We start from the raw sequence: 12,500 nt of genomic DNA on the forward strand, positions 1-12,500 counted from the left end.
CCTCACTCCGCTTCCGTCACCCGGGGTTCCTTCCAGGGTCCCGAGACCTGGTATTCCATGGTGGTGGTCTTGTCCAGCTTATCACCCCATAGCCGCTCCACCACGAAAACCCCGGCACAAACCGCCGGACCGGCGAGGCAGCCGGCATACAGATTGCTGGAAATGGGCAAGGTCATGGCGACCCGGTTATTCAAGGTCTGTTCCGCCAGATTCACCTGCCCGGAAACCTGGAACGCCGCCGATGGCGAGTCGATGTGCAAATTCTGGGTGCTGACCCGAGGCCCCTGGAATTGGAAGTCGCCCTTGAGGGCATCGCAACTGAGGCCTTTTTTGTAGAGATCGGAGAAATCCAGTCGCAGGCGGCGCTGTAGCGTACCGATGTTAAACACACCGAGCACCCGCAAAATGGAAGTGCGCGAATCGGTATCCGGTATCCGGCACTCGCCGATGTCCACGTTCACCTGCCCCTGCAGTCCCAACGGCGGCGGTGACAACGGCCAGCCGTTCCAGGACAGATTCAGCGAAGCGCGGGCGTCCTTGCTTTCCACCAGCGGCGGCAGGCCCCAGGCGGACAACGCCTTGCCCAGGTCATCGGAAGACAACATGCCCTGGAAGCGGGTGTGCTGAGCACGATTGTCGCCGGTCCAGGTCAGGGCACCGTCCAGACTGACGCGGCGCCAGCCACCACGCAGGCCACTGATGTGCACGCCGCCGTCCACCGGACGCAGGTTGCCGCTCCAGTCCCCCAACTGCTGATCCCCCAGCCGTAAATCGCTGATCGTTGCGTCCAGCGGCGGCAGCGTGGAGGGGGCAATCGGCGCTTTACCGGTACCGCCATCGTTCCCACCGGTGGCACCCTCCGGCAGGTAAAGACGGGATACTGTCAACAGCAGAGGCCGTTGCCCCCGTGCCTGGAAGCCGTCGGGAACCTGCAACGAGGCCGCCACCTGATCCCCCAACAGCCCCAGCTCCCAGCCGGACCCCGCCGGCATGGCGGAAAAACGGACCTGCCGAAACGGCTGCCCCGCCAGCGTCAACTCGCCAACATTGAACACCGCTCTGTTGACCAGACTATTCTGTCCGCCACCGGAGCCGCTGCCGGCAAGGCTGCTGATAAACTCCATCCAGGCATTGGCATCGGCCCGGTCCACATGCCCCAGGAAAGTCACGCCCCGGGACGGCATGTTCGGCAGATCCCCCTCGCCCAGCCGGATCACCCCGGCCACCGGATCGCCGATACGGATCCGGCCACGGCCAACGCCGGCGTACTCCAAACGCAGATCCTGCCTTTCCGGATCCAGACTCAGCCACAGCCGGCGGCGGGTATCCGCCGATTTGCCCAGCGGCGCCGGCGCGTTCACGACCACCCCCTGCAGCGATGACGAAGCCTCCAGATGGAAGCCCCGCCCGCGCCAGGGCATGCTCATGGTGATATCCACTGGCACGGTCCCGGATACCGGGGAGAGCCAGTCGAACCCCAGCCATTGCCGCAACCGCGCCGCCGGCAAACCACCGCTCAGGACCAGACGGCTGTCAGCGTCTCGGGTGGTCCAGGCGCCGCTGAAGCGGCCTCCCAACCCTTCCCCCTTGAGATCCGGCAGATTCAATCCATTGCGGCTGTGAAAGTGCACCGGCGAGGCCACCCCGGTCAGGGTCAGCCGACGCGCCTCATTGGCCACGGTAACACCGCTCGCGCTGCCGTCCGCCACCACTGTGACCTGCCGCCCTTCACCTTTTTTGAGCGGCACATCCAGCAGCAGATGCCCCTGCACCTGGCCCTCACGGAAGCGCCAATCCAGCAGTTCCTTCGGCAGGGTCGCGGCCAGCGGCGTGTCATGGAAAATGCGATCAACATCCGCGGCCGGACCGCTGACCTTGCCCTGCACCACCAGTTGACCGCCCTGCTCGGGAATATCCACCGCCACTTGGCTGATCTGACTGTTGAGCAAAGTACCGCTGCCGGCGGTGGCCACCAGACGCCGTCCGTCCACCAGCACGTCCGCGTCCGCGGCGGTGGCCACCGGCCAGTCGGGCAGAAATGACAGGGCGACATCGCGGGCCTGATAGCGCATCTGGAAGGTGCGGTCCTGTTGGCACTCGCGATCGATCTTCACCGGCCCCTGGTACAGGAACTGGCCATGATCCAGGTGACCGCCCCGGAACGCCTGGCCCAACCAGTCGCCAAGACCGTCGGGCAGACGCCCAAGCGGAATATAATGACTGGCGCGAGCACCGTCGCCGTCGAACAGATCCGCCAGCAGCCGCAATTCAGGGATTTGTTCCGCCCCGCCCCGCACCCGGGCCATGGCCACGCCCCGGGCATCCGGATTGCGGGCGCGTATGGCGCCGCTGTCCAACGTCCAGGATTGATCTTCCAGCGACCAGCGCAGCGCACCGGTGAAAGCCGCTTCCAGGGCATGGTCATAGAATTCCGGCAGCATCAGGCCAACCGTGTCGCCCCGCAGATCCACCAAGCCGCCCTCCGGCGTGGCCGTCAGCCAGCCATTGAGGCCCGAGACGCCAGGCAGTTTACCCACCGCCTGTACCGCCAGATCGCTGAAGCGGGCCTGGAGCGAGCGCCAATCCGTCCCCTCGCCGGTCAGATACAGGCTCTGCAACTGGCCCTGGGGTTGAAATGCCTCGAGCTTTTGCTGGATCGGCGAGATCGATGCCGGCCACGCGAATGGCCACTGCGCCAGTTGCCGCGCCAGAGCCTGTAAACGCAGCCGTTCACCACGGGCCGCCCATAACGAGGACTGGCCTTCTCCGGGCTCGCGCCAGGATGCCGCCAGCGGCCCCGGAGCCAAATCGCCGGCCGGCGTTTCACCCCGCACGCTGGAGAGCACCACCTCTCCCCCCTGTTCCGGGTCATAACGGAAGCGCGCGTCCAGATTCAGGTCGCTGATCGCCCAGGGGTTTTCCCCATCGGTGAGTACCAACCGTGGCGCCGAAAGGCGGGCGCTGCCGCTGGTGGGGCGGCCGTCCCTGACATCCAGCCACAGCTGCGTCTTACCCTGCAGGTTCTCCAGGTCCAGGGGCCACTCACGGGTGTCCGGCAGCCACTCCTCCAGTCGCTCTCCATCCAACGACAAATAGGCGCCAGCATTCACCTGTTCCCAGCGCAGCGGATTGCCATCCAGACGCAGCCGTCCGTCCACGGAAAAAGGACGGTCACGGGCCTCCAGCTTCACCGCCAGACGATGCTGATCGCCATGGTTGACCAGCGCCAGACGCAAAGACGACGCCAGCGGTGGCAAATCCGGCCATTCCAGGGAAAAGCGGGCGTCGTCGATGACGATACGATATTGGTGATAGAGCAGGGACAACCAGCGGTCCCATTGCGGTTCACCGCCTTCGAAGGCCTCCAGGCCACGCAGATGGATCCGGCCCTGCTCGTCGCGAACCAGATGCAGATCCACGCCTTCGACACGCAGTTCGTTGAGGCGGGGCTCTCGGGTCAGTAGCGAGGCCAGAACCCGAACGCTGACTTCCACTCGGTCCAGGGTCAGCGGAGACCCGCCTTCCACCGCGGGCAGACTCAGCCCGAACAGCCGGATGCGCGGTGACAGCCCCTCCATCTCGCCTTCCAGGCGATCGATCTCGATGTCGGTGCCAAAGCGCTCCGCCACCAGCGTTTCCAATTGTGTCCGGTATTCCGGCAGTACCGCCATGAACTGCCGCATGGCGACCACGTACACCGCCAGCAACACCAGTGGAATGGCCACCAACCACCATAGCCAGTCGCGCCAGAAGGCATGTCCGTGCCTGTCGTTTTTTCTGCTCACCTTGGCCTCGTCACCACCTTCGCGCCCTATTCAGCGGGCACGGAGATACCGTAGGGAACCCCCGCCCATTCCAGCAGAGGAAGGGTCTGCTCCAGGGGCAGTCCCACCACCCCACTGTAACTGCCGGCCAGGGACGCCACCAGCGCGGCGCCCAGCCCCTGTATGCCATAGGCACCGGCTTTGTCCCGGCCTTCTCCGCAGGCCACATAGGCGCGCCGCTGAGCCGCGGTGAGCTCCCGGAACCTTACCCGGGTTGTCGACATGGCCGTGCGCGCCTCGCCCTGATGCAACACGCAGACCCCGCTGAGCACCCGATGTTCCCGGGCGCACAGGGCATCGATCATGGCCAGGGCATCTTCATCATCGACGGGCTTGCCGAGAATGCGCGCCTCCAGCACCACCGCGGTATCCGCGCCGAGCACCGCACCAGGCGACGTCCGCAGACCCTCACCGGCGCCGGCCTTGGCGCGGGCCAAACGGATCACGTATTGCTCGGGAGATTCATCGGGCAAGGGCGTTTCGTCCACGCCTGGAGCCGGCAGGCGAGTGAACCGGGCTCCCACCTGGGTCAATAACTCGGCTCGTCGGGGCGAACCGGAAGCGAGAAACAGCGGCGTCCCCCACTGAGGTAAAACAACGTCCGTCATGTCGTCCTGCCATCGGCCTGGTCGATCCGTTCTCAGCGCACCAGAAAACGCAACTGCACCCAGCGCAACGCGGCCACGACCGGCCGCCAGAGCACCGCGCTGGCCAGCGTACTGTAAAGGATCGTATAGGGAGGATAATAAGCGCGCCCCACGGATTCCTGCACCAGATAGGCTAGCAGATTCGAGGAGCCGACCAACAGGAACACCACCGCGGTTTGCTGCAAAGCCGGAAAGACACGCATACGCTTGTAGGCGGCCAACATGAAGTAGGCCCCCAGGCTATAGGCCAGAGCCCATTGACCCAGCGTGGTGCCCACCAGCACATCGTGATACAGCCCGACCACGAAGCCCCACAGCACGCCGACCCGATGCGGCAACGCCAGTACCCAGTACATCAACACCAGCAACAGCCAGTCCGGACGCAACCAGTTCAGGTCCTCGGGCAGCGGCACCACCTCCAGCAGACCGGCGAGGAACAGCGTCACCAGGATCACGCCGGTGCCGGCCGGTTTCTCCTTGCTCATTGGCCTTCCTCCTCCGCCATGTCCGGCGGCGCGTCCTCTTGTTCGTCCTGATCAGCGGGGGCGGGCTCCACCGGTTTGGATTCCACCAACAGCACGTGACTGGCACGATCAATCTGGGCCTTGGGGCGGGCCAGGATATCGGCGAAGGCGGCGCCGGACCGGTGATCCACACTGACCACCTCGGCCACCGGATAGCCACGGGGATAGAGCTGTCCCAGGCCGGTACTCACCAGCAAGTCGCCCTGCTGCACATCGGCGGTGTCCGGCACATACAGCAGACGCAGGGTATTGCCCTGGCCGGTACCGGCCAGAATCGCGCGCACCCCGTTGCGGTTAACCTGCACACTCATGGCATGGCTGGCGTCGGTGATCAGCAGCACCCGCGAAGCCAGCGGCCCCACTTCCACCACCTGACCGATCAACCCTTGGGCCTCCAGCACGCCCTGGCCACGGCGCACGCCCTCGCGGGCGCCCTTGTTGATCACGATTTCCTGGCGGTTGGGGTCCGGGTCCAGACCGATAATCTCCGCCACCAGCACCGACCCTTCCAGGCTCGCCGAGGAATTCAGCAGCTCGCGCAAGCGGGTGTTTTCCGCCTCCAGCACCGCCAGTTTCTGCACCCGCTGTTCCAGAATCAGCACCTGGCGGTTCAGACGTTCCTGGTCTTCCAGCAGTTCACCGCGGCTCTGGGTCTGGCGTGAAACGAAGCGGGCGGTGTCCACCGGCAGATGAGCCAGGTACTGGGCCGGCGCGGTGAGGTAGCCGAACACGTAGCGGATCGGCTGTGCCCACGGTGTGCGCTGGTCGAGCACCATCAGCACCACGGCGAGAACCAGCGCGATGAGAAGACGGTAAGTAGGATTGGAAGAGGACATGGCCGTCGGTTACCAGGACATTGGCGCCGTGAGGCGCCAATGTCTATCAACCCATGGCCAGCATATCAAGCCCGTGGGTATCCATCATTTCCAGGGCCTTGCCACCACCGCGCGCCACGCACGTCAGCGGATCATCCGCGATGATCACCGGCAGGCCGGTTTCCTCGCTGAGCAGCCGGTCGATATCACGCAGCAGCGCACCACCGCCAGTGATCACCAGGCCCCGTTCGGCGATATCGGAAGCCAACTCCGGGGGTGAAGCTTCCAGGGCATTGCGCACCACATTGACGATGGCGGCCAGCGGCTCCTTGAGCGCTTCCAGGATTTCTTCGGAATTGAGGGTGAACTGGCGCGGCACCCCTTCCGCCAGATTGCGCCCGCGAACGTCGATTTCCAGCACCTCGCCACCGGGATAGGCGGTGCCGATTTCGTGCTTGATACGTTCCGCGGTGGATTCACCGATCAGCGAACCATACTCCTTGCGCACATAGGCGACGATGGCCTCATCGAAACGGTCACCGCCAATACGCACGGACTCGGAGTAGACCACGCCGTTCAGGGAAATCAGGGCAATTTCGGTGGTGCCCCCGCCGATATCCACCACCATGGAGCCACGCGCTTCTTCCACCGGCAGGCCGGCACCGATGGCGGCGGCCATGGGCTCTTCGATCAGAAACACATCGCGAGCCCCGGCGCCGTAGGCGGAGTCCTGAATTGCCCGTCGCTCCACTTGCGTGGATTTGCAAGGTACACAGACCAGCACCCGGGGCGCCGGCGGGAAAAAGCCGGTGTCATGCACCTTTTTGATAAAGTACTGGAGCATTTTCTCGGTGACGTCGAAGTCGGCGATCACCCCGTCCTTCATCGGACGAATGGCGGTAATGTTGCCGGGGGTACGACCCAACATCCGTTTTGCGTCGGCGCCAACCGCGGCCACGCTCTTTTGGGCACCGTGATGACGAATCGCCACCACCGAGGGCTCATCGAGGACAATACCCCGACCACGCACATAGATCAGCGTGTTGGCGGTCCCCAAATCAATAGAAAGATCGGTGGAAAACATCCCCCGAATACGTTTGATAACGGACATCCTGGCCAGTTTCCTGAAGTCTCGTCGAGAGGAAAGCGCCGTCTTGATCCCGTTTTCACAGGCGACGGCAAGATGGCGCAACTCTAGCAACGGCGGGCCCATCCGGCAAGGCCGACGGATCGGCGCAAGCGCCAACGGCGCCCCTCTTTTGGTCGTATCGGGAGGCGATCATCCGCAATCACCGGGGCAAGCACCCGGATTTACCCCCCTCGGATACCGGTTCAGTGGCTCCCCGAGGCCGGTCTGTGGTACTTTTTGCGCCTTCCTGAAGCCGATTTCCGATCCCGTGCCGACGCCACGGCGTACTGATGCCACGGGGTGTGCCAATTCTACGGAGAGAACGGAGAGAACCATGGCCATTGATTCCAAGGTGGTTGCTCAAGTCGCCCACCTGGCGTGCCTGCAAGTGGACGACAACGAGACCGCGGCGCTGAGCGAACGGCTCAACGACATCCTCGCCATGGTGGACCAGTTGCAGCAGGCCGATGTGGAAGGCGTCGCGCCTCTGGCCCATCCCCTGGATGTGAGTCAGCCGCTACGCGACGACCAAGTTACCGAACCGGACGTGCGCGAACGGGTCATGCCGATCGCCCCAGCCATCGAAGAGGGCTGCTTCCTGGTGCCCCGAGTCATTGAATAAGACGCCATGCATACCAAGACCCTGACCGAACTCAGAGCCGGCCTGGCCGCCCGGGAATTTTCCTCCCGCGAGCTGACCGAACACTTTCTGCGCCGTATCCGGCAATTCGACGGTGAACTCAACAGTCTGATCACCGTCACCGAGGAGCAGGCCCTGGCCCAGGCCGACGCCGCCGACGCCACCCTCGCCCGGGGTGAAGGCGGACTGCTCACCGGCCTGCCCGTGGCCCACAAGGACATCTTCTGTACCGAAGGCGTCCGAACCAGTTGCGGTTCACGCATGCTGGACAACTTCATCGCCCCCTACACCGCCACCGTGGTGGAAAAAATGGCGGCGCAAGGCGCGGTGATGCTGGGCAAGACCAATATGGACGAGTTCGCCATGGGCTCCTCCAACGAAACCAGCTTTTATGGCCCGGTGAAAAACCCCTGGGACCAGGAGCGGGTGCCCGGCGGTTCTTCCGGCGGCGCCGCCGCCACTCTGGCCGCGCGCCTGACTCCGGCCGCCACCGGTACCGACACCGGCGGTTCCATCCGCCAGCCGGCGGCACTGAACGGCGTCACCGGTCTGAAACCCACTTATGGACGGGTATCCCGCTGGGGCATGATCGCTTTCGCCTCCAGCCTCGACCAGGCCGGCCCGATGGGCCTGAGCGCCGCCGACTGCGCGCTGATGCTGGGCGCCATGGCCGGCCACGACGACAAGGATTCCACCAGCCTCGACGAGCCGGTGGGTGATTATCTCAACGACCTGAACCAGAATCTGGAGGGTCTCAGGATCGGCGTTCCGGAAGAATTTTTCCCGGATACCCTGGATGGCGCCATTGCCGAAAGCAGCCGCGAAGCTCTGCGGGAGCTGGAAAAACAGGGCGCCAAACTGGTGCCGCTGTCGCTGCCGAGTATCAAACTGTCGGTGCCGGCGTACTACGTGATCGCGCCGGCGGAGGCCAGTTCCAATCTGTCCCGCTTCGACGGCGTGCGCTACGGTCACCGCTGTGACGATCCCGTGGATCTGCTGGATCTGTACAAACGTTCCCGTTCCGAAGGCTTCGGCGAGGAGGTCAAACGCCGTATTCTGGTCGGCACCTATGCTCTGTCCGCCGGCTACTACGACGCCTATTACCGCCGCGCCCAGCAAGTCCGCCGCCTGATCCGTGACGACTTCGCCCGCGCCTTCGCCGAGGTGGACGTGATCATGGGGCCGACCAGCCCGGAAACCGCGTTCAAGATCGGCGCCAAGGTGGATGATCCGATCAACATGTACATGGCCGATGTCTTCACTATCGCCGTCAACCTGGCGGGGCTGCCGGCGCTGTCCATGCCCAGCGGTTTCGTCAACGGCTTGCCGGTGGGCACTCAGGTCATCGGCAACTACTTCCAGGAGGGCCGCATCCTCAACGTGGCCCATCGTTATCAACTGGCCACCGACTGGCACCAACGGATTCCGGGAGCGTTCGCATGAGTTGGGAAACCGTTATCGGCCTGGAAGTGCACGTGCAACTGGCCACCGCCTCCAAACTGTTCTCCGCCAGCAGCACCCGCACCGGCGACGAACCGAACAGCAACGCCAGTCTGATCGATCTGGCCATGCCCGGCACTCTGCCGGTGGTCAACCGTGAAGCCATCCGTCACGCGATTCGCTTCGGCCTGGCCATTGACGCGGAAATCGGCCGCCGGTCCGTGTTCGAACGGAAAAATTATTTTTATCCGGATTTGCCCAAGGGCTATCAGACCACTCAACTGGCCGAACCCATCGTCGGCGCCGGCGTGGTCGATCTGCAACTGGAGGACGGTACTCGCAAGAGTGTGCGCATCCACCACGCCCACCTGGAAGAAGACGCCGGCAAATCCCTGCATGAAGCGTTCTCCGACGAAACCGGGCGGGCCATGACTGGCATCGACCTGAACCGCGCCGGCACGCCGCTGATCGAGATCGTCTCCGAACCGGACATGAGCAACGCGGAAGAAGCCGTGGCCTTCGCCCGCAAGCTGCACGCCATCGTCACCTCCCTGGGCATCAGCGACGGCGATATGTCCCAGGGCAACATGCGTTTCGATGTGAACATCTCCGTACGCCGTCCCGGCGAACCACTGGGTACGCGCACCGAAACCAAGAACCTGAACTCGTTCCGGTTCATGGAAAAAGCCATCAAGTTGGAAGTGGAACGGCAGATCGATGTGCTCGAGAACGGCGGCGAAGTGGTGCAGGAAACACGCCTGTACAACGGCGAAACCAACACTGCCCGCGCCATGCGCAGCAAGGAAGACGCCAACGATTACCGCTACTTCCCCTGCCCGGACCTGCTGCCGGTACTGGTCAGTGAAGAGGAAATCAACGAGTTGCGCGACGCGCTGCCGGAACTGCCGGACGCCCGCAAAGCGCGCTTCGTTGAAGCCTACGCGCTCTCCGAATACGACGCCGAACTGCTCTGCGCCGATCTCGCCACCGCTGCCTACTTCGAAGCGGCGGCCAAACAGGGCGGCGACGCCAAGCTGGCGGCCAACTGGGTGATGGGAGAACTGACCGCGCGTCTCAACGCCGACGACATCGGCATCGCGCAAAGTCCGGTGAGCGCCGAACATCTTGGTGAACTGATCCAGCGCATCAAGGACGGCACTATCAGTTCCAAAATCGCCAAGCAGGTGTTTGACGCCTGCTGGGCCGGCGAGGGCAGCCCGGATCAAATCATCGAGAGCAAAGGCCTCAAGCAGATGAGCGACACCGGCGAGCTGGAAAAGATCGTCGATGACATCATCGCCAACCACCCGGCACAGGTAGAGGATTACCGTGGCTCCGATGACGCCAAACGGAAGAAAAAGATCGGCTTCTTCGTCGGTCAGGCCATGAAGGCCACGCAGGGCAAGGCGAATCCCCAGCAACTGAACCAGTTGCTGCAACAAAAACTGAACGGTTAATCAAACCGTCACAGGAGCCGGTTTACGCTGCGGCCCGGGATGGGCCGCCCCGGCGCCCGCATACAACACGATAATAAGGAAATCACCATGGAAGGTTTTCGTCACGCCACACTATTGTCTGCTCTCGTCCTTCTTTCCGCGTGCGGAGGAGGTGGCGGTGGCGGCTCAAGCAGCCCGGCAACCACCTGGCAAGCCGGCCAGTTCGCCGACGCCGGACAATTCGCCAATCAGTGCCTCAGGCCACGCAGCGGCAACCAGTACCCCGATGTGGCGGGATTAGTGCTGGATGAAAACAACTGGTTGCGCGCCTGGAGCCACGAGACCTACCTCTGGTACGACGAGATCCTGGATCGCAATCCCGGCAATCATGATAACCCGCTGGCTTATTTCGACCTGTTGAAAACGGAAGCCATCACCGCCAGCGGCACGCCGAAGGATCAATTTCATTTCACCATACCCAGTGACGAATGGAACGCGCAATCCCAATCCGGCGTGGCACTGGGTTACGGCATGCAGTGGGTGATCGTCGATCCTTCTCTGCCACGGGACGTGCGGGTGGCCTATCACGATCAGCAAGACCGCCCCGACCTGCCGCCACGAGGCGCCCGGCTTTTGTCCGTCGACGGCGTCAGCATGGAATGGAGCAATGATGTGGATACGCTGAACGCGGGCTTGTTTCCCACCCAAGAAGACGAGCAACATAAGTTCGAGTTCAAATATCCCGATGACAGTCGGCATATCATCACGCTCGCCGCCGAAGCCATCACCTCCGAGCCGGTACAGAAAGTACAAGTGCTGACCAGCGCCGGCGGCAAACGGGTGGGCTACATGCTGTTCAACGACCACATCGCCACCGCAGAAAAAGCGCTACTGGAAGCGGTGGAGCAATTACAGCAAGGCAATGACATCGACGAACTGGTACTGGATCTGCGCTACAACGGCGGGGGTTATCTCGCGCTGGCCAGTCAGCTTTCATACATGATCGCCGGCCCTGCGCGGACCGCCGGTCAAGCTTTCGAAATCTCCCGGTTCAATGATCAGCATCCGCAAATCAACCCGGTCACTGACCAGCCCCTGACTCCGACGCCGTTCTACAACGCCACCCTGGGCTTCTCGGTTCCGGCCAGCGAGCCATTGCCCAATCTGAACCTGTCGCGAGTGTTCGTACTCACCGGCGCCACCACCTGCTCCGCCAGTGAATCCATCATCAACGGGCTACGCGGTGTGGATGTGGAGGTGATTCAGATCGGCGATCGCACCTGCGGAAAACCCTACGGGTTCTATCCCACCGACAACTGCGGCACCACTTACTTCACGATCCAGTTCCAGGGCGTCAACGCCAAGGGCTTCGGCGATTACCCGGATGGCTTCGTGCCCGGCGCCGACGATGGCCAGGCCGGAGTGCAGGGCTGCCAGGTGGCGGACGACTATGATCATGACCTCGGCAACATCGATGAAGCGCGCCTGGCCACGGCTCTGCACTACATCGACAATGGATACTGCCCATCGACGGTGAGCCGTCATGCCTTAGGCCGATCGTTGACCGCGCCGCCCATCGACGATGGCCGTGTCCACAAAGCACTGTGGCGGGAAAACCGCATAATGACTCCAACCCGGTGACACTATGAGCCCTACGAAAACAGCTCTGGCGCTGGGCATCCTGGTACTGCTGGGCGCCTGCCAGTCGCAACCGGCGGGCGGCGACACTCCGGCGCTGCTGTCCGGCACGGAAGCGGACCAAAAGGAACTGCGGGAAAAGATCCGGGACGCCCTGCCGGCGGACAAACCGGTCCTGCTGGCCCATGACGCGCTCACGCGCGACAGCCTGCTGGTGATCGAGCGTGCTCCGCCTCGGGACCTGAGACGACCCGCGCTCAATGGCCGGGACCTGCAACGGCCGGAGGCCTTCCGACTGTTGCTCAATAATCAACGCTGCTGGCTGGAACGGCTTGGCGACGGCAAACGATGGGAGATGGTGGAAGCCTCCTGCATCCCTGCCCCCGGCCGCTGACCAGCGATAGGAG

The 12,500-nt window shown here is 63.4% G+C and carries 10 protein-coding genes; 5 read left to right on the top strand and 5 right to left on the bottom strand.

Annotated features, from left to right (window positions below; all coding sequences use genetic code 11):
• Positions 1-2 precede the first annotated feature (2 nt).
• From MA04_RS06340 to MA04_RS06360, 5 genes are read right to left on the bottom strand one after another with little or no spacing between them, the layout of a single operon-like run.
• Positions 3-3,785 carry a YhdP family protein gene (locus MA04_RS06340; protein WP_262459820.1) on the bottom strand — a complete coding sequence of 1,261 codons (3,783 nt, stop codon included), beginning with the start codon at positions 3,783-3,785 and terminating at the stop codon, positions 3-5.
• Between the two features lie 26 nt (positions 3,786-3,811).
• Positions 3,812-4,432, bottom strand: a complete 621-nt coding sequence (locus tag MA04_RS06345; protein WP_262459822.1) for a Maf family protein — start codon at positions 4,430-4,432, stop codon at positions 3,812-3,814.
• A 32-nt stretch (positions 4,433-4,464) separates the two neighbouring features.
• On the bottom strand, positions 4,465-4,956 hold the full coding sequence (gene mreD / locus MA04_RS06350; RefSeq protein WP_163126434.1) for a rod shape-determining protein MreD: 492 nt from the start codon (positions 4,954-4,956) through the stop codon (positions 4,465-4,467).
• Complete coding sequence (gene mreC, locus MA04_RS06355; RefSeq protein WP_262459824.1) at positions 4,953-5,831, bottom strand: rod shape-determining protein MreC; 879 nt, start codon at positions 5,829-5,831, stop codon at positions 4,953-4,955. Before mreC ends, mreD begins: the two co-directional genes overlap by 4 nt.
• Before the next feature lie 46 nt (positions 5,832-5,877).
• Positions 5,878-6,921: a rod shape-determining protein gene (locus MA04_RS06360; RefSeq protein ID WP_014995922.1), complete on the bottom strand. Its 1,044-nt coding sequence runs from the start codon at positions 6,919-6,921 to the stop codon at positions 5,878-5,880.
• Positions 6,922-7,273: 352 nt separating this feature from the next.
• Between MA04_RS06360 and gatC the strand changes: the two genes are divergently transcribed.
• The 5 genes from gatC to MA04_RS06385 all read left to right on the top strand — a co-directional run bounded on the left by gatC (position 7,274) and on the right by MA04_RS06385 (position 12,487).
• Positions 7,274-7,561 (top strand): Asp-tRNA(Asn)/Glu-tRNA(Gln) amidotransferase subunit GatC, encoded by a 288-nt coding sequence (gene gatC, locus MA04_RS06365; protein ID WP_262459826.1) that lies wholly within the window; start codon positions 7,274-7,276, stop codon positions 7,559-7,561.
• A 6-nt stretch (positions 7,562-7,567) separates the two neighbouring features.
• The gene (gene gatA / locus MA04_RS06370; RefSeq protein ID WP_262459828.1) at positions 7,568-9,022 is read left to right on the top strand and encodes an Asp-tRNA(Asn)/Glu-tRNA(Gln) amidotransferase subunit GatA; all 1,455 of its coding nucleotides are present in this window, start codon (positions 7,568-7,570) and stop codon (positions 9,020-9,022) included.
• Positions 9,019-10,476, top strand: coding sequence for an Asp-tRNA(Asn)/Glu-tRNA(Gln) amidotransferase subunit GatB (gene gatB, locus MA04_RS06375; protein WP_262459829.1), 1,458 nt, complete (start codon positions 9,019-9,021; stop codon positions 10,474-10,476). The genes gatA and gatB overlap by 4 nt, the downstream gene beginning before the upstream one ends.
• Positions 10,477-10,563: 87 nt before the next feature.
• Positions 10,564-12,096 carry a S41 family peptidase gene (locus tag MA04_RS06380; protein WP_262459830.1) on the top strand — a complete coding sequence of 511 codons (1,533 nt, stop codon included), beginning with the start codon at positions 10,564-10,566 and terminating at the stop codon, positions 12,094-12,096.
• A 4-nt stretch (positions 12,097-12,100) separates the two neighbouring features.
• Positions 12,101-12,487, top strand: a complete 387-nt coding sequence (locus MA04_RS06385) for a hypothetical protein (protein WP_262459831.1) — start codon at positions 12,101-12,103, stop codon at positions 12,485-12,487.
• The last annotated feature ends 13 nt before the right edge of the window (positions 12,488-12,500 follow it).

This window comes from Alloalcanivorax balearicus MACL04 (assembly GCF_025532145.1).
GTDB classification, from domain to species: domain Bacteria; phylum Pseudomonadota; class Gammaproteobacteria; order Pseudomonadales; family Alcanivoracaceae; genus Alloalcanivorax; species Alloalcanivorax balearicus.

Excerpts from the sequence above, each read along its gene's own strand:
- MA04_RS06385 (WP_262459831.1), top strand. The coding sequence starts at position 12,101 with ATGAGCCCTACGAAAACAGCTCTGGCGCTGGGCATCCTGGTACTGCTG.
- MA04_RS06345 (WP_262459822.1), bottom strand. The coding sequence starts at position 4,432 with ATGACGGACGTTGTTTTACCTCAGTGGGGGACGCCGCTGTTTCTCGCT.
- gatB (WP_262459829.1), top strand. The coding sequence starts at position 9,019 with ATGAGTTGGGAAACCGTTATCGGCCTGGAAGTGCACGTGCAACTGGCC.
- MA04_RS06380 (WP_262459830.1), top strand. The coding sequence starts at position 10,564 with ATGGAAGGTTTTCGTCACGCCACACTATTGTCTGCTCTCGTCCTTCTT.
- gatC (WP_262459826.1), top strand. The coding sequence starts at position 7,274 with ATGGCCATTGATTCCAAGGTGGTTGCTCAAGTCGCCCACCTGGCGTGC.
- mreD (WP_163126434.1), bottom strand. The coding sequence starts at position 4,956 with ATGAGCAAGGAGAAACCGGCCGGCACCGGCGTGATCCTGGTGACGCTG.
- mreC (WP_262459824.1), bottom strand. The coding sequence starts at position 5,831 with ATGTCCTCTTCCAATCCTACTTACCGTCTTCTCATCGCGCTGGTTCTC.
- gatA (WP_262459828.1), top strand. The coding sequence starts at position 7,568 with ATGCATACCAAGACCCTGACCGAACTCAGAGCCGGCCTGGCCGCCCGG.
- MA04_RS06360 (WP_014995922.1), bottom strand. The coding sequence starts at position 6,921 with ATGTCCGTTATCAAACGTATTCGGGGGATGTTTTCCACCGATCTTTCT.